Source organism: Bacillus sp. EU52 (assembly GCF_037964975.1).
GTDB classification, from domain to species: domain Bacteria; phylum Bacillota; class Bacilli; order Bacillales; family Bacillaceae; genus Bacillus; species Bacillus subtilis.
Genome location: NZ_CP150177.1, coordinates 1,067,227 through 1,089,559, shown reverse-complemented (window position 1 = coordinate 1,089,559; position 22,333 = coordinate 1,067,227). Strand labels below are relative to the sequence as shown.

Below are 22,333 nucleotides of genomic sequence, written 5' to 3'. Positions count from 1 at the left end.
CCTCTCTTTTTATCTCTATATATTTTATCGAATGTTGACGAAAATGACCAATCTGATCTATTGGTAAAAACGGCCTTTTCACATATAAAAAGCTGATTATCTCCGCACATCTCTCCCTGCCCAACATATGCTTTTACAGAAGCCCAATTCCTAAGAATGGAGTTGAATCCCCTTGCATTACAGCTACTATCCCTATCCGGTGCCATACCGGGAAGATCCTGTTTTGATTCGGAATTTGCAGAAGGCCATCAACGGAGAATTCAGTGCCATTCAATGCTACCGCAAGCTTGCCGAACTCGCCCACAGCGATGAGGTCAGAAAACAGATTGAAGAAATCAGGCGTGACGAGATTCGCCACCTCCGTGAATTTTCCACACTGTATGGTTCAATTACCGGCAAACACATCATGCCGAAACAAACGGAAGAATGCCCGGACAATTTCACAAGAGGACTGGACGCCGCTTTTAAAGATGAACAAGAAACCGTCGACTTTTACTTGCGTGCGGCCGAGGAAACGTCAAACCTAAAAGCGAAAGGCGTCTTTACGCGCGCAGCACGTGATGAACAAAATCACGCTGTCTGGTTCCTATACTATCTGATGGAACGTTAGATATACCCGTTCAGGGTATATGTACATATCCCCTTAGCTAAAAACACACTCCCCTGTTTTTTTCAAATGCAGCCGGGAAACATAAAACCATAAACTGCCATACAGGGGGAATCAACCATGGAGCAATATTCTGAAGCTTGTATTGAGGCTTGCATCGATTGCATGAAAGCTTGCAATCATTGTTTCACTAAATGCTTGGAAGAAAGCGTGCAGCATCATCTCAGCAGATGCATCCGGCTTGACAGGGAATGCGCGGATATTTGCGCGCTGGCGGTCAAAGCCATGCAAACGGACAGCCCGTTTATGAAAGAAATTTGTGCACTTTGCGCCGATATTTGTGAAGCATGCGGCACTGAATGCGGAAAGCACGATCATGATCATTGCCAAGCATGTGCGAAAGCCTGCTTCGCCTGTGCTGAACAATGCCGCAGCATGGCAGCGTAAAAAAGAGGGTTCAAAAAAGAACCCTCTTTTTATTTGGACAGCCATACGGAGTACAAATCAATCCATCCCTCTTCATCAAGCACCAGGCCTTTTACATTTTTACTTGATGTCACCTGGAGCACATTTTGATACAGCGGAATCGCATTCAGCTCCTGTATCATCTGCCGGTCAATGTCACGTAAGATGTTGATTCTCGAACAACGGTCAGGCATGGAAAACATCTGCTCTGTCATTCCTGAGCATATCTGTGTCAGCTTTTCAGATAGATGCTGATACAAGAAACTGTTCTCCGACAGCAGCAAATGCAGAAAACCAAACTCGCTGTCTTGATAAAACGTCGCACTGTCATGAATGATATCCGCCATCTGCACGATTTCCGGCCGTCGCAGATCAGCAGCATCACAGAATTGAAGTGTAAGCCTGATACCGTGCTGGGCGCAAATATTTTGAATCCATTCGGCGTCCTCAAGATGATCCGTTTCCGAAAAGGTATAAAGCACGATTGTTTCGCCCTCGTATCCGCTTTTCTTCAACAATTCAGATGGCGAAACGACCTCCCACTCAAAAGAACTCGGTTGCAAAAAGGACGTAACCGGGATTCTTCGGTGCCCTCCCGCTTCACGAACGAGCCGTTCAGAGGAAATCAGCAGCCGGAGCGCTTTTCTAAAGCTTCGGTGCTGAAGAGGCCCCTTCTTTTTTAGATTAAGCGACAAATACTGAACATGCCGCTCATCAAAAACAGTTTGCTGCTCAGGGCATGTTTGTTTTTCTTGAATGGTAAAACCGTTCATCTCTCCGGCTTGCTCAGAAAAAACAAACTCAACGCGATCCAGATAGGGGCGTCCCTTGAAGTAGCGCTCATTGGCTTCAAGCACAAGCATCCCGCTGTGTTGCTGATTCACCTGAAAAGGCCCTGTTCCATTTTTCCCGCCGCCCTGTTCTGCCGGCAGTATGGACAGCCGTTCATCACAAAGAGCATACGGCAAAAGCGCATTCGGCTTATCGAGTATGAGTTCCACACAATAAGGGCCCTTTTCTAAGACTTGTTTCACTCCGTGCAGAAGCCATTTATACGGGTTGTCAGCCAGTTCCAAAAAGCGCTGAAATGTAAACGCAACGTCCCGCGATGTCAGCGGCTGTCCATTATGAAATGACACACCTTTTCGAAGAAAAAATCTCCATTGTTTTTTTCCGACCTCTTCCCATCCATGAACCAAATGAGGCTTCGGCTCCTGCATATCCGAATCAAACGTGAAGAGTGTATCAAATATCTGTTTGACGAAATGGCCCTCAGACCGCAAAAATATTTGGCATGGATCCAAACTGCTGACAGATTCGGGCGTGATGAACAGCCGCAGAACATCCTTCGCCCCATTCTCGCCTGTCTCCGTCACAAATCCGAATACCTCTGAAAGCCACATGTTATATTCGTTTTGAAGCCCCGGAAACGCGGACTGATACTGCTGAAGCAGCTCCTTTGCCTTTTTAAGCTTTCCTGACATGGTATATTCCTTGGCAGTTTGAAGAAGCAATTCCTCAGGCCTCCGAAGAAACGCGATTTTAGATTTACGGCCGCGCCCCGCCCCTCTTTCCCGGATAATCCAATTGCTGTTCTCCAGCTTATGTAAAATGAGCTTTGCATTTCTTTCTGTACAACATAAACAGTCGGCAATCTCAGTGAGCGTCATTTCGTTCATTTGCCCATACTCGGCGCAGCCTGTTTTTACAAGCGCCACGTAGTGCTCTATCAGCTTCAATCCCCGCACCTCCCGACAAAAGGGGAACTTTTATCTCTTCTTTTCTTCACTTTTTGGGCCGCCGCCCCTTCTATACACTACTACTATATCAAACAGCGAAAGGCGGCGATCACATGTTGACCAGTTTTCACTCTATAAAATCGAGATATACCGCTCCCGTTCGGCTCCGCTTTTTCGGCGAATTGCTGACAAGCCTGACAGGTGCAATGATGGGACCTTTTATGGTGCTGTATCTGCATGAACAATTAAACGGCAGTATCATGATGCCATTGCTGATCATCAGCCTTCAGCCATTTGCTGATATTTTCCTGACGCTCGCTGCAGGAAAGGCGGCGGACCGGCTTGGGCGGCGCACAGCGATTTTGACCGCATTGCTTCTTCAATCAACGGCAATGACAGGGTTTGTATTTGCTGAGCATGCGTATGTTTTCGCTATTCTCTATGTCATGAATGGCATCGGAAGATCGTTGTACATTCCCGCTTCCCGCGCCCAAATCGCTGAAAGCACGCCGGAAAGCAGACGTTCGGAAGTGTTTGCGGTCATCAATGCGATCTATTCAGCGGGCCTGACGGCAGGGCCGCTAGTGGGGATGCTGCTGTACAATCATAACCCCGTGTGGATATTCGCATTAGATGCTGCGGCATTGTTTATCTACTTTCTGATCGCTGCACTGAAACTGCCTGAGACAAAGCCGCTACACCCAGCTGTTACCCCGAAAATGTCCGCGAGCTTTACGATATACAGGCCTGTCCTGCTTCTTTTGCTGCTTTCTCTCCCCATCAGCATGTTATATGCACAAACAGAAACAACATACAGGCTGTTCAGCAAAAACATGTTTTCTGATTATCTGTCCATGCTGACCATCTATTCAGCAGCAAAAGCTTTATTCAGCTGTGTTCTCCAAGTACCTCTTGTCAAAGGGACCGAAAAGCTTTCAATGAAAACGATCCTCTTCATTACTTATATTTGCTACTCCCTTGCGGCTGCCGGTTTTGCATGCTCAACCTCGCTGACAATGCTTTTAGTGACGGCAGCGGTGATGACGGTTGGCGAAAGCATCGGGCTAACCCACATCCAGACCTTCATATCAAAATTGGCGCCGCCTCATTTGCTGGGCCGGTTTTATGCTGTCTATGGTCTGCATTGGGATATATCCCGCTCAATCGGACCGCTGGCAGGCGGGCTAATCCTGACATCATTTGGCGGAGAAGTGATTTTTTACGCTCTTGCCGTGTGTCTGCTGACAGCGGGTTTATCTCTGACTTACACAATAGAAAAGCTCGAACACAAGGTCATAAGAAAAGTGAATCGCTTATAGAAAATAATTCATAATTTCTTTATCAACAAAAATATACTATAGTAATAAATACATTCACTACGTGAACAATTGGAGTGTTACGTGAAAAAGGAAGAAGGGTTTTACATTGAAGAAAGACGAAAATCTCCTCAAAGATCTATGGTTTATCGCAATCAGTGCAGCCGGGGGGTTTATTCTTTCATTAACCGGGATATCAATTGGATGGATGATCGGAACACTGATTGTCGCCTGCTGCCTCGCCATGATACGGCCGGCATGGCTGATGATGGCACCAGACCAAAAAGGAATTAACCGACGATGGCTCGCCCTCGGGCAGATGATCCTCGGCATCGAATTGGGCCAAAAGCTGAATTTATCCGTTCTCTCTGTTCTCAAAGACCATTGGTTTTCAGTCGGCGTTATGCTGATATTGTCTATCCTGCTGGCCATGCTGTCAGGATATGTGCTTTGGCGTTTCAGCAAAACGGATATGATGACTAGCTTTGTCGGCACCGCTCCCGGCGGGCTTTCCGCCATGCCGAGCATCGCACAGGAAGTAGGCGCCAATACCGCTATAGTCAGCCTCGTTCAAATGATGCGTGTGCTGCTCGTGGTGCTTTCCATTCCGTTTTTAGTCATTCTGATCTATACAAAACAAGATCGTACCGCAAGTGCCGCAGCAGAGACGATTTCTTCTGCAACGACAGATTTTAGGCTCGCTCCCGTTTTGTGGACCGTCATTCTTATTCTCGCTGCCTGGGGAGCTTGCAAAGCTGCGAAATTTTTAAAATTTCCAGCTCCATGGCTGCTCGGCAGCATGCTCGGTGTAGCAATTGTACATGTTGGCGGAGCTGCGGTGACAGGGCACGACATGACGGCATGGTGGCCGTCACAAGCTAACCATGTATCACAAGTATTTCTCGGGGCAACGATCGGCTCTAAGATGTACAAAAGCATGTTTGCCGGCGTCACCCGTATTATCATCGTCGGGTTTGTCTCGTCCGTCGGTTTAATCGCAGCAATGTTTTTGAGCGCCGTGATCGTTTCCGAGCTGACAGGAATTTCGCTCATCACTTCTGTTCTGGCATTTGCGCCCGGCGGGATTGCAGAGATGGCGACGACGTCAGTTACCTTACATGCTGATTCCACCTTTGTCGTTGCGGTTCAGGTCATTCGCGTCATTCTGGTTATTGCCCTGCTGCCGCCGTTTTATCGCCTGCTTCACCATCTTCATGGTGAAAAAAAAGACAAAAAGAGCTCAATCAGCGGCAGTAATGCCTAGTTGAAAAAAGGGTTCAAGAACTTTTAATTCGCAAACCATCGAGATGGGGAAATATAAGCGGATATTTCGTTGTTAATGGATCAGATTTGAAGTGAGTGCTGCCAGAGGCCGAAATGAAAGAAATAATTGACGACTTACGATTGAAAAAGAGGTTAAAATGAATAACCTCTTTTTCTTATATAAAGATATAAAATAATAAAGGGAAATCTATCGTTACGTTGATTCTCTTATAATAAGCTTTGTTGGCAGTTTAATAATTCTTCTGTTTAATGAGGCATTACCCGAAATGGACTCGATGATTTTCAACACAGCCTGTTGGCCTAATTCTATTACGGGGATATCAATTGTTGTTATGGTCGGAGTAACGACTTGGCAAATCAATTGGTTGTCAAAACCAATTACAGCTAAGTCTTCTGGAACTTTAAAGCCATTTTTCATCGCCTGTTTAATAATCCCTGCGGCGACTTGATCATTTCCTGTAAATATTGCTGAGGGTCTGTCCTTTAGATCCTTTATCTTATGAAAAACACGAAAGCCATCCTCGATATTAAACATTTCGCCGAATATCCATTCGCTTCTATGATGTAAATTGTAATCTTGTAAAGCTTTCAAGTAACCCTCTTTCCTCTGACATTGAGCTTCGCTATATGGAGTATCAAAACAAAACCCAATTTTTTCATGCCCTCTTTCAATTAAATGTACTACCCCCATGTATGCGGCTTCAAATTCATCATACCCAATTATCGTGATGTCCGCTGAGTGATGATATTCATTACATAATAAGATAGGACCATACTTTAAGAAAGGGGATATCTGATCCCATTCATTTTCTAAAGTTCCAAGAATAATACCATCCACTTCTTTATGCTTCAATAACTCTAACAATTCTAGCTCTGTCTGTTTGTCATAAAAGGTCTGAAATACAATTACCTTGTAATTCTTAAACAGTGCTTCATGAGAGACCCCTTTTATTAATTGAGCAAAAAATGGATGGTCGATACTCGGAACCGATAAAGCTATCGTTTGTGTCTTATTTCTCCTAAAATTCCGAGCTAAATAATTGGGAGTGTAGTCAAGTTCGTTAATTGCCTTTAAGATCATATCTCTTTTTTCTTTCGACACATACGGATGATTATTCAATACTCTTGACACTGTGGTTTTAGACACATTGCATAATTTTGCTATTTCATCAATTGTAGGCATATTTTCCCTTCCTTAAAAAAGTTGTTGACATGTTACCGATTTCAGAAACTAGGATAAATTTGTAATAAATTTTTAGATTATAAAATCATTGGAGGTACTGTTCATGCAAAAACAGGTTAAGATTTCAGGTAAAAGCAAAGAAAACATGTCACTACTAAAACACTTAAAAGGTGACATACAAGGAAAAGAACTTGTTATTGAAGACAGTATTGTAAACGAGCGCTGGAAACAAGTATTAAAGGAAAAGATAGATATTGAACATGATCTTTTCAACTATCAAAAAAATCGTGAAATCAGTAAAGTCCCTTTTTTGCCTGTAGACAGATTAATAACCAATGATGAAGTGGAAGATATCTTAAATACATTAACTGAAGTTTTGCCAACTGGAAAATTTACGAGTGGTTCCTATTTAGAGCAATTCGAAAAAGTTTTATCTACATATTTACATAAAAGGTATGTAATTGCAACCAGCAGTGGAACCGATGCTATTATGATAGGTTTATTGGCTTTAGGATTAAACCCAGGGGATGAAGTTATCATGCCGGCTAATAGCTTTTCAGCTACTGAAAATGCTGTGTTAGCTTTGGGAGGCGTTCCTATCTATGTAGATATTAACCCACAAACATTCTGCATCGATCCTGACAAAATTGAAGAAGCAATAACTCCTTATACAAAGTTTATTCTACCTGTGCATTTATACGGAAAACATTCAGACATGCAGCATATCCGTCAAATCGCAAATCGTTATAAATTAAAAGTAATTGAAGATGCCTGCCAAGGAATTGGACTGACAGACTTAGGAAAGTATGCAGACATCACTACATTAAGTTTTAATCCCTATAAGAATTTTGGTGTATGTGGCAAGGCTGGAGCAATAGCAACTGATAATGAAGAACTCGCTAAAAAATGCATTCAATTTAGTTATCATGGTTTTGAAGTAAATGTGAAAAATAAGAAAGTCATCAATTTTGGATTTAATTCAAAAATGGACAATTTACAGGCAGCAATTGGTTTAGAGAGAATGAAGTACCTTTCATTAAACAACTTCAAAAGACTGTTCTTGGCGGATAGATATATTACCCAATTAGCAGAGTTGCAGAATAAAGGCTATATTGAATTACCAGAATTAAGTGAAGATCATGTATGGCATCTGTTTCCTATTAAGGTAAGAACAGAAGATAGGGCAGATATCATGACTAAATTAAATGAAGATTTTGGTGTTCAAACAGATGTATATTATCCAATACTGTCTCATATGCAAAAAACTCCTTTAGTACAGGACAAGTATGCAGGACTCCAATTGGTTCATACGGAAAAGGCTCATAGTCAGGTACTGCATTTGCCTTTATATCCGTCATTTACTTTAGAAGAACAAGACAGAGTAATGGAGGGACTGTTTCATGTTATTAAGCAAGAAATCGGAGTATAAAACGTTATCCACGGTTGAACATCCTCAGTATATTGTTTTTTGTGATTTTGATGAAACGTATTTTCCGCATACAATCGACGAACAAAAACAACAAGACATCTATGAACTCGAAGACTATCTAGAACAAAAAAGTAAAGATGGGAAGCTAATAATCGGATGGGTTACTGGGAGCAGTATAGAATCTATTCTCGATAAAATGGGAAGAGGAAAATTTAGATATTTTCCGCATTTTATAGCAAGTGATCTTGGAACTGAAATTACGTACTTTTCAGAGCATAACTTCGGTCAGCAAGATAACAAGTGGAACAGTCGCATTAATGAAGGGTTTAGTAAAGAAAAGGTTGAAAAACTTGTGAAACAGCTACATGAAAATCATAACATTCTTTTGAATCCTCAAACTCAATTAGGAAAGTCACGGTATAAGCATAACTTCTACTATCAGGAACAAGATGAAATAAACGACAAGAAAAACCTATTAGCAATTGAAAAAATCTGCGAGGAATATGGCGTTTCAGTAAATATAAATCGGTGTAATCCCTTAGCAGGCGATCCAGAAGACAGCTATGATGTAGATTTTATCCCCATAGGGACAGGAAAGAATGAAATTGTAACGTTTATGTTAGAGAAATACAACCTAAATACCGAAAGAGCTATCGCATTTGGGGATAGTGGAAATGATGTTCGTATGTTACAGACAGTAGGGAATGGATATCTGCTAAAAAATGCAACACAGGAAGCCAAAAACTTGCACAACCTTATAACTGATAGTGAGTACTCAAAAGGAATTACTAATACCTTAAAAAAATTAATTGGATCATGAGGAGGAAATAAAAATGAAGAAGATAGGCATCATAGGTGCAGGTGGTATTGCAAGAGCGCATGCAACTGCTTTATCTACAATAAAAAATGCAGAGTTAGTAGGGGTATATGACATAAATCAACAAAATGCAGAAAGCTTTGTGAAAACTTTCGGCGGGAAGTCATTTGAAAACGTAGATGAACTAATTGATGCCTCAGAAGGTTTAATTGTAGCATCACCAAACTTTTGCCATAAAGAACATGCTTTGCAAGCATTAGCAAAACATAAGCATGTATTGTGTGAAAAGCCTATGGCTATTTCTCTTGAAGAAGCAAGCATAATGAAAGATACCGCTGAAAGGTTGAGCGTAAGAGCTAGTATGGGATTTAATTATAGATATTTATCTTACGTAAATATCTTAAAAAGCTTAATTATCAATAATGAATTAGGTAACATACTGTCCATAAAAGTACACTTCAAGAAAAATAGTGCACTTAGACGTAAGAAGTTTACTTGGAGAGATGACGCTAACAGTAAGAAGACGAGTGGATCATTGGGGGATCTGGGTATTCACCTTATTGACATGGTATGGTATTTGTTCGAGAGTGATTTCATCACAGAATCAGTAAGGGCAAAAATGAACACAAATGTAAAAACAAAAGAGGATAAACAGGTACTTGTAGATGACTATGCAGAAATTTATGGCCAGCTGAAGAACAAGGTATTTGTAAATATCATCACATCAAAATGTTCTGTACCTGAAGACTGTGGTTTTAGCATTGAGGTAGTTGGACACAAAAAAGAGTTTAAATACCACACAGGTAATCCTCACGTTTACAAGCTCATAGATGGCTTGAACGTGGTAGACTGCCCAGTACCGCAAAGCCTATTAAACGATCCGCCAAACGAGTTTTATGGATGGGCTGATTCTTTTAGAAGCGAGTTAATCAATTGGATTGCATCAACTCAGAATGATTGGGTTGAGATCCCTTCTTTTAGTGATGGTTTTAGATCTCAGGAAGTGTTAGAAATGTTCTTTGAGAAAGACAGCAACTCTCAACCCATGTCTGTTTCAGCAGTCAACTAGTATTTCAAAGAGAGAAGTTACTAAAAAAGCAGGAATTTACTTTCCTGCTTTTTCATATAGGGGTGTAATGAATGTTAAGAGGGACATATTTATTTGGATATGCTTTCTTTTTTACAGTAGGTATTATCCATATATCAACAGGGAGTTTGACGCCATTTCTATTAGAGGCTTTTAACAAGACAACAGATGATATTTCGGTCATAATCTTTTTTCAGTTTACCGGATTTCTAAGCGGAGTATTAATCGCACCTTTAATGATTAAGAAATACAGTCATTTTAGGACACTTACTTTAGCTTTGACAATAATGCTTGTAGCGTTAAGTATCTTTTTTCTAACCAAGGATTGGTATTATATTATTGTAATGGCTTTTCTCTTAGGATATGGGGCAGGCACATTAGAAACGACAGTTGGTTCGTTTGTTATTGCTAATTTCGAAAGTAATGCAGAAAAAATGAGTAAGCTGGAAGTTCTCTTTGGATTAGGCGCTTTATCTTTCCCATTATTAATTAATTCCTTCATAGATATCAATAACTGGTTTTTACCGTATTACTGTATATTCACCTTTTTATTCGTCCTATTTGTAGGGTGGTTAATTTTCTTGTCCAAGAACCGAAAGTACGCTAAGAATGCCAACCAACAAGTGACCTTTCCAGATGGAGGAGCATTTCAATACTTTATAGGAGATAGAAAAAAATCAAAGCAATTAGGCTTTTTTGTATTTTTTGCTTTCCTATATGCTGGAATCGAAACAAATTTTGCCAACTTTTTACCTTCAATCATGATAAACCAAGACAATGAACAAATTAGTCTTATAAGTGTCTCCTTTTTCTGGGTAGGGATCATCATAGGAAGAATATTGATTGGTTTCGTAAGTAGAAGGCTTGATTTTTCCAAATACCTTCTTTTTAGCTGTAGTTGTTTAATTGTTTTGTTGATTGCCTTCTCTTATATAAGTAACCCAATACTTCAATTGAGTGGTACATTTTTGATTGGCCTAAGTATAGCGGGGATATTTCCCATTGCTTTAACACTAGCATCAATCATTATTCAGAAGTACGTTGACGAAGTTACAAGTTTATTTATTGCCTCGGCAAGTTTCGGAGGAGCGATCATCTCTTTCTTAATTGGATGGAGTTTAAACCAGGATACGATCTTATTAACCATGGGAATATTTACAACTATGGCGGTCATTCTAGTAGGTATTTCTGTAAAGATTAGGAGAACTAAAACAGAAGACCCTATTTCACTTGAAAACAAAGCATCAAAAACACAGTAGAAAATGTGTAAATTAAAGATACTAATAGACATATCGTATAAGCAGGGCAAATTCCTGAACATCTCTTCAAGAGGAAAACTGATTTACGTTACAGCCTTGAAAAAGAAGGAAGAAACGCGAAAAACACGCACCGCAGTGCGTGTTTTTTATTTAAAAATGCTCGGAAGACCCCCTTCAATTTCTTCTGACGACGGATACCATTTTGTCACCAGATCCCGAAACAGCCGTTCCGCAAAAAGAATCTCTTCCTCGGTATAGCGGTCAAAAAATGACAGAAAACGCTGTTCAGCCTTCTGATGATAATATTTGTGCAAACTGTGCAGCTTTTTTCCAGCAGGCGTCAATCGGAAGTAGACCTCCTTTTTATTATCGCTGAGCTGTGTTCTGTGAAGGAAGCCTGCGCCAAGCAATTTTGTGCTGATGCGTGATACAGTCGCTTTTGTCGTATTCATTTTTTCTGCTATCGACGTGACATTAATTGGTTCATTGTCCCCGACACAGGATAGAACATGAATTTCTGTCATCGTCAATTGAGATTTACTCCCGTGCTCTACATCCAGCTTCCTCAATTCGTCAGATAAAAAGGCTTTAATAAGCCCCTCCCATTTCTCCTGCTGATGAATGAGCTCCGCATACAATTCAAAAAGATTGCGTTTCGTATGATCTGTGTTCATCGGGTTTTCCATCCTTTTTCATTCGATTGTTTCTTCTATCATACCGTTTTGTTACAGATGAAACAATCGAATTGAATTATACTCGGCTGGTGACGGAAAACCAGCGGCTGATTCCTTTTTGAATCACCTCGGCACAATCGGGCGCTGATGCATCCACCGCCCAGGCTACATGTCCATCGGGACGAATCAATATGGTATGCACATCCTGCAACTTTTCATTCGGCTCTGCAAGCGAGGCGGTTACCGTACGTAAGCCTTTCACTTCGATATGATCATCAGCTTCCTGCCTCAATGACAGCAAAACGAATGTCCCGTTTTGTAGAAAGCTGTACAGCCGTTCCGAATTGCCGTCGGAAAGAATCAGCTCCGTGTCAGGGAGCCTTGCCCCGTTCAACCGATTCGGCGGCATGGTACCATCAGCTTCATATCTGACATCGAGTGCAGAAATTTGCCCTGCTACATATCGATTCACATCAGGGAAGGCCAGCAGCTCCGACATCATGCTTCGCAAATGGAGGCCTGCTTGAGTGAAATCGATCAGCTTTGTCTGTGCCTCCGTGTTTCTGAGGAGCCCTTCAGCTGCCGGGTGCCGCTCGTCATGGTAGCTGTCCAAAAGCCATGAAGGCGCAGAACCTTTGATGGCCGCCGCCAGTTTCCACCCAAGGTTCATTGCATCCTGAAGGCCGGCATTCAGTCCTTGCCCGCCCGCCGGAAAATGAATATGCGCGGCATCACCCGCAAGAAAGATTCTACCGTCCCGATACCGTTTCGCTTGGCGCGCGACGTTCCCGAACCGCGACATCCACGAAGGGTCGCTTAAACCAAAGTCAGTTCCGCAAATTCGCAGGAGGTCAGCTTTCAGCTCTTCCTCAGTCACAGGCACATCTTTCGGCGTTTGCGTGCGATAAGGGCTGATCACAACGACACGATATCGGTCTGAAGATAACGGAACAATCATAACACCGCCCTCTTTTGTGCAAAGGGACAGCACGCCTGACGCCGGCGGAGAAAGGAGCGCCACATCCCCAAGCGCAGCGGTGACAGTGCTGTCTGTTCCCGGAAACTCAATTTTCGCCTGTTTCCGGACGGTACTCCCGGCGCCATCTGCCCCAACGGCAAACTTGCTTGTGATCGTCCGTACACTGCCGTCCCGATCCTTAAAAATTGTTTGGACCGCTTCCCCGTTTTGCGTAACCGCCAGCGCCTCGGCACCCCGAAACACCTCTGTTCCCAGGCTTCGTGCATGATCTTCAAGAAGCTTTTCTGTTTTGGACTGCGGGAGCAAAAGCGTGTAAGGACAGCTCGTATCCAAGCCTGAAAAATCCAGACGGGTATCCAGCATTGAAAAATGTCCGGTAGGTATCTTGCTTCCCTTGGATACGAACCGCTCTAAAATCCCTCTCATCTCAAGAAGCTCCAGCGTTCGGGGGTGCAGCGTCAACGCCTTGGAATGCGGAACAGGTTTTTCAAGCCGTTCAATCACACATGTTCCCACTCCGGCCATTGCAAGCTCAGAAGCCAGCATAAATCCAACCGGCCCTCCTCCTATAATCACTGCTTCATATTTCATCATCATTCACCACTCCTTTTGTTTCATGAAAAACGAACAAAAACCAATAAAAACGGCCCTCCAGTCAAAAAAATATATAAATTTTGTTACACAGGTAACAAATTTTATTATAGCTCCTTACAAATTTTTCTTCAACACATTTTTCCAAACGGCATACAAAAAGACGCCTCTTCAATTAGCGTCTTTTTATTCGGCATCAGAAATCACACCGACAATATTTTTTTCTCTTATCGGACCAAAATGCCGGCTGTCGAAGCTGTATATGCGATTATCTCCAACGACAAAATATTTTCCTTTCGGCACCTTGCTTGTTCCCGTCACATCTTTCAAAGAAAAATCACCCGTTACATGGCTGCCGGCAGAAACAGATTTCAAATGCTTCAAAAATGGCTCAGCAACCTGCTTTCCGTTCACATACAGCTGATCATCTTTATATTTGATCGTTTCACCGGGCAAGCCGATTACCCGTTTAATCAGCACTTTATGATCAGGGCCTTTAAAAAGGACGATGTCAAAACGATGGATGGTTTTAAATCGATGCGAAAATTTATTGACCAACAATTCGTTTCCTTCCTGGAAGGTCGGGTTCATACTGACGCCTTCTACCTTGTAATCAATAAAGACAGCATTTTTAACCTGAATGGCGAGAACAACGGACACTACACCGGCAAGAAACCAAAACCGTTTTTTCATGTTACTGTCTCCCTCCATCATGCTCACGCTGACTGGCTCTTACATGCAGATACCGCTCCACCTTTTTGCCGACATACCATAAGACAGTGATCACCAATACGGCGATGACCGTTCGAATCGGCTGTGTAATCAGCGCGTGCAGATCATATCCGATGAAGCTGATCATAAAAATCATGACAAGCTTCCCCGAGGCTGCCGCCAAAATAAACGGCCGCGTTCCGATCCTTGACAAACCAGCAACAACATTCACCGCGGCTGACGGTGTAAATGGAAAACAAAGCAGAAGAAACATGGGACCGAAGCCGTGTCTTTCCACCCATAACATCAGCTTTCTGACAGACGGATGACTGCGGATAAATCCAAGCAATTTTCTCTGTCCGTATTGACGGACAATCAAAAAGACGAGAATGGAACCAGCAGTTGATCCCGCCCAGGACAGGATGAATCCTTCCCACAAGCCAAACGAGTTCGTATTCGCCACCACAAACACGATCAGCGGCAAAAACGGGAGAAATGCTTCAATTAAAGGCAGCAGCACAGCAATGAGCGGACCGAAAGCCCTATAGCTTTGAAATAATTCAGTTAAATGTTCTTGTGTCAAATAGGATAAAAAATGCTCCAACATTTATACTCCTTACCGGGTTTGTCTATCCTTATTCTACACATTATCAGCAGAAAACTAAAAAGTTTTGGTGATTTTTTCTGTCTTGAAACATTTCACCAGCCGATATAGAATACAAATAGAACAAACGTTCCCTTAGAAAGAAGGAGTCAACATGCCAAATCTGCAGGAGGAAATATACGATTTAATTGAACGGGCTCTCTTTTTGCCCATGGCCATTACGATTTTTAACCGTGATCTCGCCGGAATTGAAGAAAGCACATTAAAATTGAAGCATCCTTATAAACAGCTTATCAGCGAATCATTAAAAATAGCACAAAAGGATTTGATGGAGGTCAGAAAAGAACTGAGGAAAAGAAAAATTGCAATCCGCGAGACGGAACGCGATGAAGCCTTTACGCTCTATACATTTGTCATCGACGGTTATGAAGAAAACCATCGCTATTTTAATCCGCGAATCCGTGAGCAGGTCAGCGAATTATTAACATACTATCTATTTGCCCCGGACAGACTCCGAGCCTTTTGAATCATACTGCCCGTTCCCTCTTCGGGCGATTCAGAGCATTAATTTCAGACAATTCACACTATACAAACAAAATAAATTTATTTATAATTCGAACCACAGCCTTTCACCCTAAAAAGTGACATGTGCTGCCATATCTGCGACATCATTTTCAGTACGCTTGGGCTTGTACACCCCAATCCTAAATAGAAGGAGGATTCTATGAAACTGATTCACGTTCTTGCCGCTTTGCCCTTTATCGGTATCTTACTCGGCATCCCTTTTGCAAATAAGGTGACCCCCTACGTGTTCGGCATGCCGTTTATTCTTGCCTATATTGTGATGTGGGCTCTTTTGACCTCTGCGCTGATGGCGATTGTGTATGTCCTCGACAAGGAAAATAAAAAGGAGGAAGCAGAATGAATGCAGCTCTCATCATCATTTTCGGTGTCCTGCTCTTGAGTATTTTTCTCGGTATACGCGCCCAAAAAGGAAAAGACATGAACCTGGAGCAGTGGACGGTCGGAGGGCGCGGCTTCGGAACTGTTTTCGTCTTCCTTTTGATGGCAGGCGAAATTTATACTACTTTTACGTTTCTCGGCGGCAGCGGCTGGGCCTACGGAAAGGGCGGTCCAGCCTTTTATATCATCGCCTACGGATGTCTGGCCTACATCCTTTCTTACTGGCTTCTTCCAGCAGTTTGGACGTACGCGAAACAGCATAAACTAATGTCGCAGTCTGATTTTTTCACAAAAAAATACAACAGTCCGCTGCTTGGCATTCTCGTTTCACTGGTCGGCATCGCCGCACTCATTCCCTATCTTGTACTGCAGCTGAAAGGCCTCGGGCTGATTGTATCGGAAACCTCGTACGGCAAAATCACCCCGACCGCTGCCATCTGGATCGGCGCTGTTTCCATCACGGTTTATGTTATGGTTTCAGGCATTCACGGGTCTGCCTGGATATCGGTTGTGAAGGACATCATGATTCTGGTTGTCGTTCTGTTTTTAGGTGTGTATTTGCCAATTCATTACTACGGCGGATTTCAAGACATGTTTCAGCAGATTGAAACGGCAAAGCCTGGCTTTCTTACGCTCCCCGAATCGGGACAAAGTGTGGCCTGGTTCAGTTCAACCGTACTCTTGACAGCGCTTGGTTTTTACATGTGGCCTCACACGTTTTCCGCTTCGTATTCAGCCGAAAACCCAAAAGTCTTTCGTAAAAACGCCATCATCATGCCTTTGTACCAGCTGGTCCTGCTCTTTGTCCTTTTCGTCGGCTTCGCGGCTATCCTGCAAGTTCCAGATCTGAATGGCGCAGACGGGGATTTGTCGCTTTTGAGACTGTCTCTGCAAGCATTTGACCCTTGGTTTGTCGGAATTATCGGTGCTGCCGGACTGCTGACAGCACTTGTGCCAGGGTCTATGATCTTAATGTCCGCCTCCACACTGTTTGCAAAAAATGTGTACAAGGTAATCGCGCCCCGCACGACAGAACAGCAAGTATCGGCTCTTGCTAAGTTTTTAGTGCCGGTGATTGCGTTGATTTCGGTGTATTTTACCTTCAAAGGCGGGAATACCATCGTTACGCTGCTTTTGATGGGCTACAGCCTTGTCACACAGCTTTTCCCCGCCCTTTTGTTCAGCCTGTTCAAGCATAATATGGTGACAAAGCAAGGAGCCTTCGCCGGCATTATTGCAGGTGTCGGAGCAGTTACTTATATTACAATGACGGAAACGACGATCGGCACTTTATTTCCGGCTCTGCCGCAATCCGCAAAAGACTTGAATGTCGGCATCGTCGCCCTGCTTTTGAATATCACGGTCATGATGGCAGTCAGCCTTATGACAAGGAAGGCGAAAAGTGCTGCGGCCGATCAGGCGGCTTAAGCAATAGAAAAAGCAATCTGGTCATCAGATTGCTTTTTCTTGTTTACCGTTCACAGGCGATAAGATCTTTATCGCGGTCTTTATTTTTATTGGCATCATAAAGGTCCTTAGAGACGTAAGGCTTGTACTTCGTTTTTCCGCCTTTGTTTTTCACCTTCGATGTGCGGGCCACTCCGCCTTTGTATACTTTGTTTAACTCCTTGCAGTTCTTATAGACCTTCACCTTTGTTTTGGCTTCCGCCACATGGTCAGCTCCGCATGAAAAACCGAAAACGAGACCGAGTGACAGCAAAACCGCCGCCGCTTTTTTCATGACGATTCACTCCCCCAACACCCAATATTTAGTTGATTTATAGCTCGAATTTATCATAATTCATATAGTCTTATTTGACAAGATAAATATGGAAGAAGGCTTTGTTTTTTCTTGTTTTCTTTTTCCTTCACTATTCAAACTGCCAAAACATGTTTTTCTGCTTATGCTCAGGGGTACACATACGAATGTACACCAAACAGAAAAGGAGCGTTGCTGATGTCTGATTCAAATCTTACGAATCCTATAAAAGCATTTTTTCATGATGAATTTCCCGAACAATATCAAGAACCGCCAGGCCTGCAAAAGAACATGAAGCCTGTCCCTGATTGCGGAGAAAAAAGCTACAAAGGATCAGGTAAACTAACGGGTCGAAAAGCGCTTGTCACGGGCGGCGATTCCGGTATCGGCCGCGCTGCCGCGATTGCTTACGCCAGAGAAGGTGCCGATGTGGCCATTAACTACTTGCCCGAGGAACAGCCAGATGCTGAAGAGGTAAAAGAGCTAATTGAAGCAGAAGGCCGAAAAGCAGTGCTGATCCCCGGAGATTTGAGCGACGAATCCTTTTGCCAAGATCTAGTCAAACAGTCGCATCACGAACTCGGCGGACTTGATGTGCTAGCGCTCGTTGCAGGCAAACAGCAAGCGGTCGAAAACATCGAAGATCTGCCTACTGAACAAATCTATAAAACATTTGAAGTGAACGTCTTTTCCCTTTACTGGGTTGTAAAAGCGGCGCTTCCGTATTTGCCGGAGGGAGCTTCAATTATCACAACTACCTCAGTTGAAGGCTATAATCCAAGCCCGATGCTGTTAGATTACGCAGCAACGAAAAACGCCATTATCGGCTTTACCGTCGGACTGGGAAAACAGCTTGCTTCCAAAGGCATCAGAGTAAATTCAGTTGCGCCCGGACCAATTTGGACACCGCTGCAAATTTCCGGCGGACAGCCGACGGAAAACATCCCGAAATTCGGACAAGGCACGCCGCCAGCTCCATTAAATCGCGCTGGACAGCCAGTGGAATTGGCCGATGTTTATGTATTTCTAGCTTCAGAGAATTCAAGCTATGTGACATCTCAGGTATATGGAATCACCGGAGGAATTCCGACGGCATAGGTTTATGAAAGGAGCTGCCCTGTTCGGTCAGCTCCTTCCTATTTTTCTAATACCGTTCCCCGAGCTCACGCAAAATAAAATCATAAATCATCTTCGTCCGCTCTTCTTTCGGGTACAGCATAAATTCCTGTCTTTTCGGCACGCGGTGGTCGATTCTGTCTTGGAATTTGGTTCTGAGCCACGCTGTTCGGTATACCTGGTTCTCGAACGAATTATAAGAGATCGGCAGCTCCATCGTTTTCCCATTTGAAAACGTCACTTCCGTATCGTCAAATTCAGTCGCTTTGAATTCTTTTACATGCACATGGGAAATCCAGCCGCATTGGGGTCTTGTCGAAGAAAGTGTAGGGAATAAAAAGATTTGGTTCGAAGGGTCCACCATGATCGGCGGCTTGTGTGAAATTTTTGTCACTTCATAAGTTCCTGCTTTTCTTCCCGCATAGCTTGATCCAAAAAATCGGCAGCTTCTGTCGACAATTTGCAGCGGCTTCATGTTTACATAAAACACGCAATCTTTTTCAATAATTCTGGAACAGATTTTGCCGTCTATTTCTTCTGGCAGCACGGCAATTGTTGCGCCGTTCACTTCATACGATTCTAAAGGTGCGTCTGTTTTCTGACTCATATTATGGCCTCCATCCTTTTTCTGCAAAATTTATACTAATAATCTATCATCTGTTTTTGTAAAACGACAGGTTTTTTTAACATTTAAGATAAAATCATCTTTTAATGATATTTAATGGTACTAAATAACTAGTAATAAACCGATTTTACTTTCATAAGACTTGCCGGTTTACGGCATTTTGCAGGATATGTCGATAGATTGCCAAGTATTAGTTGTCTAAAAATTATAAAAATTTATTGATTTTTTCGACCGTTATCCATATACTATAAAAAAGGCATTGGGGGGATTCTTTATGAAAGAGAAAAAATCGTACACTGAGCTCATGAAGTCCCGCAACACGCAAAAAACAAAAGAATTCGATGTCACAATGACGGATATTTACATTCAAATGGTGCTCGATGAATCCTTGTATAACCGTCGGCTTGCCATGCTGACGGACCAAATTAACAAAGCCTTGGACGAAAAAGATAAAGATGCGTTTCTTACGCTCTCTAAAGAATATGCAGCGCTCAAGCAGAGCGAATAAGCCAATCCTTCAAGGATTGGCTTTTTATTATCCGTTCACAATTGTTCCGCCATTGACGTGAATCGTCTGCCCTGTGACGTATGTGGAATCGTCGCTGGCAAGGTATAGATAGCTTGGCGCCACTTCGACCGGCTGTCCCGGGCGTTCCATCGGCACGTCTGAACCAAACACTTCCACGTCTTTTGCGGCAAAGCTGGCCGGGATAAGCGGTGTCCAAATGGGACCCGGTGCCACTGCATTGACCCGTATGCCCTGCTGAACAAGCGACTGGGAAAGGGACCTTGTAAACGTAACGATCGCGCCTTTTGTCGCTGAATAATCGATCAGCGTTTTATTGCCTTTATAGGCGGTAATTGAAGCGGTATTAATAATAGAGCTCCCTTTTTTTAAATGAGGCAGCACTGCCTTTGTTAAGTAAAACATGGAAAAAATGTTTGTTTGGAAGGTTCTGATCAGCTGGTGGCTGGTGATTTTTTCAATGCTGGGCTGGACATGCTGCTCAGCTGCATTGTTAACCAATATATCAATGGATGGAAACACTTGGCTTGCCTGCCCGACCACATCATTGCAAAACGCTTCATCCCCAACATCTCCTGCAATCAGCAGGCATTTTACCCCTTCCTTTTCTACATACTGCTTTGTTTCCTCGGCGTCCTGATGTTCATTCAAATACACAATGACCACATTAGCTCCTTCTTTTGCGAATAACACCGAGACAGCGCGTCCAATCCCGCTGTCTCCTCCAGTAATAATAGCGGTTTTGCCCTCTAATTTTTTCGCTTTCTTCGGCTTATCAAAAACCGGACGCGGGTCCATCAGATATTCAAAACCAGGCTGCTGGTTCTGGTGCTGAGGCGGTAATGTTTTCTTTTTTTGATTCGCCAATGAAATCACTCCTTTTCAACCTTATTATGTTATGAACAATGCCTGCTTCCTATGTATGAAAAGATAGAATATGGAAAAATTAAGAATAAATCTGATTGGAGGTATAACGGCTTGGCTAATCAACATTTTGCAAAGGAAGCACCTGAAACATACTGGAAAACATCAACTGACCTGCCTTCTTTTCCTGCGCTTCAAGAGGACACTGAATGTGACGTCACCATTATCGGAGGCGGGATTACAGGAATCACAACGGCATATGAACTTACGAAGAGAGGCTTCCGTGTCGTTTTGATTGAAGCAAATCAGGTTCTTAACGGAACCACTGCGCATACAACTGCTAAAGTTACCGCACAGCATGACATGATATACGACGAATTTATCCGCCATTTCGGATTAAACCATGCGAGGCTTTATTATGAAGCAAACCAAAACGCAATTGATTACATAAAAGGCATTGTGGATGAACATCAAATTGATTGTGAATGGATCGAGCAAGACGCATATCTTTATACGGCAAATGAAAACGCTGTTCAAAAAATCCGCACCGAGCATGAGGCATACACAAAGCTCGGAATTGAAAGAGACCTTATCAAGGATCTTCCAATTCCCTTAGGTTCTAAGCTGGCGCTTGTCATGAAGAATCAAGCTCAATTTCATCCGCTTCAATACTTAAAAGCGCTTCTGGAGCAAATTGTTCAAAAAGGCAGCCGAATTTATGAAGAGACCGTTGCGCTTGATATCAAAAAAGGCGAAAGGCCCGAAGTGGTAACAAAAAGCCGGCACGCCATTAAGAGCCGCTTTATCATATGCTGTTCCCACTTCCCTTTTTATGACGGAGGCGGATTATATGCTGCGAGAATGTACTCCGACAGATCTTATGTCCTTGCCATCAAGCCGAAGATCGAGTATCCCGAGGGCATGTATTTGAGTATCGATCAGCCGTCAGTGGCGCTCCGCTATACGGTTGTAAACGGTGAAAAGCTGATTCTCTTCAGCGGAGTAAGCCATAAAACAGGCCAGGGAAAAGCCATGTCTACACATTATGAAACACTGAGACAACTGGCCGAAAGCACCATCGGCATCGAAAGCATTCCATATTATTGGTCCACACAAGATCTAGTGACGATCGACAAAATCCCGTTTATCGGACCGATGTCGGAAAATGAGGACAATATTCTAGTAGCGACCGGGTTCAAAAAATGGGGCATGACGTCCTCAGCAGTCGCAGCCACTCTATTGTCAGACCTTGTGGAGAAAAAAGACAATCCATACGAAAGCATTTTCACTCCGTCCCGTTTCCATCTGAATCCCGGGTTGCAGAAAGTGATTTCCTACAATGCCGATGTCGCCAAGCATTTGATTAAAGGAAAGCTTGAAAAGCCTGATGTCCAATTTGAAGACATTTCGCCAGGAGAAGGGAAAGCCGTCTCCATAAACGGCAGGCGAGCGGGAGCATTTCGGGATGAGACAGGCTGCCTCCATCTCGTTGATACGACTTGTACCCATTTAGGCTGCGAGGTCGAGTGGAACGACAGTGAGCATACGTGGGATTGTCCGTGCCACGGATCACGCTTTAAGCCATCTGGCGAAGTTGTAGAGGGTCCGGCCATTAAACCATTAAAACAAATAGATCTCGATTAAACCGTTCATTTTAATGAACGGTTTTTCAAATATTTTTCATCTGCAGCTTCATTCATGTTTCTCTTGGCCGATAAAAAAGAAAAAGGCTTAA

General features: G+C 43.1%; 23 protein-coding genes. 14 read left to right on the top strand and 9 right to left on the bottom strand.

Going from position 1 to position 22,333, the window contains the following annotated elements; translation table 11 throughout:
* Positions 1-172 precede the first annotated feature (172 nt).
* Positions 173-610, top strand: a complete 438-nt coding sequence (locus NSU05_RS05625) for a ferritin family protein (protein ID WP_003245806.1) — start codon at positions 173-175, stop codon at positions 608-610.
* A 117-nt stretch (positions 611-727) separates the two neighbouring features.
* Positions 728-1,054: a four-helix bundle copper-binding protein gene (locus NSU05_RS05620; protein WP_038428754.1), complete on the top strand. Its 327-nt coding sequence runs from the start codon at positions 728-730 to the stop codon at positions 1,052-1,054.
* A gap of 29 nt (positions 1,055-1,083) precedes the next feature.
* Here NSU05_RS05620 and NSU05_RS05615 read toward each other — a convergent pair whose 3' ends face one another.
* The gene (locus tag NSU05_RS05615) at positions 1,084-2,811 is read right to left on the bottom strand and encodes an SgrR family transcriptional regulator (protein ID WP_038428752.1); all 1,728 of its coding nucleotides are present in this window, start codon (positions 2,809-2,811) and stop codon (positions 1,084-1,086) included.
* 113 nt (positions 2,812-2,924) lie between these two features.
* On the opposite strand from NSU05_RS05615, the gene NSU05_RS05610 reads away from it, so the two are divergent.
* Positions 2,925-4,130 carry an MFS transporter gene (locus tag NSU05_RS05610; RefSeq protein WP_038428751.1) on the top strand — a complete coding sequence of 402 codons (1,206 nt, stop codon included), beginning with the start codon at positions 2,925-2,927 and terminating at the stop codon, positions 4,128-4,130.
* A 106-nt stretch (positions 4,131-4,236) separates the two neighbouring features.
* Positions 4,237-5,391: an AbrB family transcriptional regulator gene (locus NSU05_RS05605; protein WP_015383286.1), complete on the top strand. Its 1,155-nt coding sequence runs from the start codon at positions 4,237-4,239 to the stop codon at positions 5,389-5,391.
* Between the two features lie 213 nt (positions 5,392-5,604).
* On the opposite strand, the gene ntdR is transcribed toward NSU05_RS05605, so the two are convergent.
* Positions 5,605-6,594: an NTD biosynthesis operon transcriptional regulator NtdR gene (gene ntdR / locus NSU05_RS05600; protein WP_029317580.1), complete on the bottom strand. Its 990-nt coding sequence runs from the start codon at positions 6,592-6,594 to the stop codon at positions 5,605-5,607.
* Positions 6,595-6,697: 103 nt separating this feature from the next.
* Here ntdR and ntdA point away from each other — a divergent pair, with 103 nt between their 5' ends.
* The 4 genes from ntdA to glcP all read left to right on the top strand — a co-directional run bounded on the left by ntdA (position 6,698) and on the right by glcP (position 11,186).
* A complete protein-coding gene (gene ntdA / locus NSU05_RS05595) occupies positions 6,698-8,023 on the top strand; it encodes a 3-dehydro-glucose-6-phosphate--glutamate transaminase (RefSeq protein WP_038428749.1) in 1,326 nt (441 codons plus the stop codon).
* A complete protein-coding gene (ntdB, locus tag NSU05_RS05590; RefSeq protein ID WP_038428748.1) occupies positions 7,995-8,843 on the top strand; it encodes a kanosamine-6-phosphate phosphatase in 849 nt (282 codons plus the stop codon). Before ntdA ends, ntdB begins: the two co-directional genes overlap by 29 nt.
* Positions 8,844-8,856: 13 nt before the next feature.
* Positions 8,857-9,909 carry a glucose-6-phosphate 3-dehydrogenase NdtC gene (gene ntdC / locus NSU05_RS05585; protein ID WP_024572384.1) on the top strand — a complete coding sequence of 351 codons (1,053 nt, stop codon included), beginning with the start codon at positions 8,857-8,859 and terminating at the stop codon, positions 9,907-9,909.
* Positions 9,910-9,980: 71 nt separating this feature from the next.
* Positions 9,981-11,186 (top strand): glucose/mannose transporter GlcP, encoded by a 1,206-nt coding sequence (gene glcP / locus NSU05_RS05580; RefSeq protein WP_038428746.1) that lies wholly within the window; start codon positions 9,981-9,983, stop codon positions 11,184-11,186.
* Between the two features lie 146 nt (positions 11,187-11,332).
* Here glcP and NSU05_RS05575 read toward each other — a convergent pair whose 3' ends face one another.
* From NSU05_RS05575 to NSU05_RS05560, 4 genes are all read right to left on the bottom strand, one after another.
* Complete coding sequence (locus NSU05_RS05575) at positions 11,333-11,860, bottom strand: MarR family transcriptional regulator (protein WP_003245853.1); 528 nt, start codon at positions 11,858-11,860, stop codon at positions 11,333-11,335.
* Positions 11,861-11,936: 76 nt separating this feature from the next.
* Positions 11,937-13,436: a monooxygenase gene (locus NSU05_RS05570; RefSeq protein WP_082200938.1), complete on the bottom strand. Its 1,500-nt coding sequence runs from the start codon at positions 13,434-13,436 to the stop codon at positions 11,937-11,939.
* Between the two features lie 180 nt (positions 13,437-13,616).
* A complete protein-coding gene (gene lepB / locus NSU05_RS05565) occupies positions 13,617-14,123 on the bottom strand; it encodes a signal peptidase I (protein WP_003233128.1) in 507 nt (168 codons plus the stop codon).
* A gap of 1 nt (position 14,124) precedes the next feature.
* A complete protein-coding gene (locus NSU05_RS05560; RefSeq protein ID WP_010886465.1) occupies positions 14,125-14,748 on the bottom strand; it encodes a VTT domain-containing protein in 624 nt (207 codons plus the stop codon).
* Positions 14,749-14,899: 151 nt separating this feature from the next.
* On the opposite strand from NSU05_RS05560, the gene NSU05_RS05555 reads away from it, so the two are divergent.
* The 3 genes from NSU05_RS05555 to NSU05_RS05545 all read left to right on the top strand — a co-directional run bounded on the left by NSU05_RS05555 (position 14,900) and on the right by NSU05_RS05545 (position 17,136).
* The gene (locus tag NSU05_RS05555) at positions 14,900-15,271 is read left to right on the top strand and encodes a hypothetical protein (RefSeq protein ID WP_014476361.1); all 372 of its coding nucleotides are present in this window, start codon (positions 14,900-14,902) and stop codon (positions 15,269-15,271) included.
* A 198-nt stretch (positions 15,272-15,469) separates the two neighbouring features.
* The gene (locus tag NSU05_RS05550) at positions 15,470-15,670 is read left to right on the top strand and encodes a DUF3311 domain-containing protein (RefSeq protein WP_003224377.1); all 201 of its coding nucleotides are present in this window, start codon (positions 15,470-15,472) and stop codon (positions 15,668-15,670) included.
* Positions 15,667-17,136 (top strand): sodium:solute symporter, encoded by a 1,470-nt coding sequence (locus NSU05_RS05545; RefSeq protein WP_029726292.1) that lies wholly within the window; start codon positions 15,667-15,669, stop codon positions 17,134-17,136. Before NSU05_RS05550 ends, NSU05_RS05545 begins: the two co-directional genes overlap by 4 nt.
* Positions 17,137-17,179: 43 nt before the next feature.
* Here NSU05_RS05545 and NSU05_RS05540 read toward each other — a convergent pair whose 3' ends face one another.
* Positions 17,180-17,449, bottom strand: a complete 270-nt coding sequence (locus NSU05_RS05540) for an excalibur calcium-binding domain-containing protein (RefSeq protein ID WP_029726293.1) — start codon at positions 17,447-17,449, stop codon at positions 17,180-17,182.
* Positions 17,450-17,665: 216 nt separating this feature from the next.
* Between NSU05_RS05540 and NSU05_RS05535 the strand changes: the two genes are divergently transcribed.
* Positions 17,666-18,565 (top strand): SDR family oxidoreductase, encoded by a 900-nt coding sequence (locus tag NSU05_RS05535; RefSeq protein ID WP_003245421.1) that lies wholly within the window; start codon positions 17,666-17,668, stop codon positions 18,563-18,565.
* 46 nt (positions 18,566-18,611) lie between these two features.
* On the opposite strand, the gene comK is transcribed toward NSU05_RS05535, so the two are convergent.
* Positions 18,612-19,190 carry a competence transcription factor ComK gene (gene comK / locus NSU05_RS05530; RefSeq protein ID WP_029317573.1) on the bottom strand — a complete coding sequence of 193 codons (579 nt, stop codon included), beginning with the start codon at positions 19,188-19,190 and terminating at the stop codon, positions 18,612-18,614.
* Between the two features lie 292 nt (positions 19,191-19,482).
* Between comK and NSU05_RS05525 the strand changes: the two genes are divergently transcribed.
* A complete protein-coding gene (locus NSU05_RS05525) occupies positions 19,483-19,716 on the top strand; it encodes an IDEAL domain-containing protein (protein WP_003233142.1) in 234 nt (77 codons plus the stop codon).
* 27 nt (positions 19,717-19,743) lie between these two features.
* Here the strand turns inward: NSU05_RS05525 and NSU05_RS05520 are convergent, their stop codons facing one another.
* Positions 19,744-20,601 carry an SDR family oxidoreductase gene (locus tag NSU05_RS05520; protein WP_003245662.1) on the bottom strand — a complete coding sequence of 286 codons (858 nt, stop codon included), beginning with the start codon at positions 20,599-20,601 and terminating at the stop codon, positions 19,744-19,746.
* A 111-nt stretch (positions 20,602-20,712) separates the two neighbouring features.
* Here NSU05_RS05520 and NSU05_RS05515 point away from each other — a divergent pair, with 111 nt between their 5' ends.
* Complete coding sequence (locus NSU05_RS05515) at positions 20,713-22,242, top strand: FAD-dependent oxidoreductase (RefSeq protein WP_038428744.1); 1,530 nt, start codon at positions 20,713-20,715, stop codon at positions 22,240-22,242.
* The last annotated feature ends 91 nt before the right edge of the window (positions 22,243-22,333 follow it).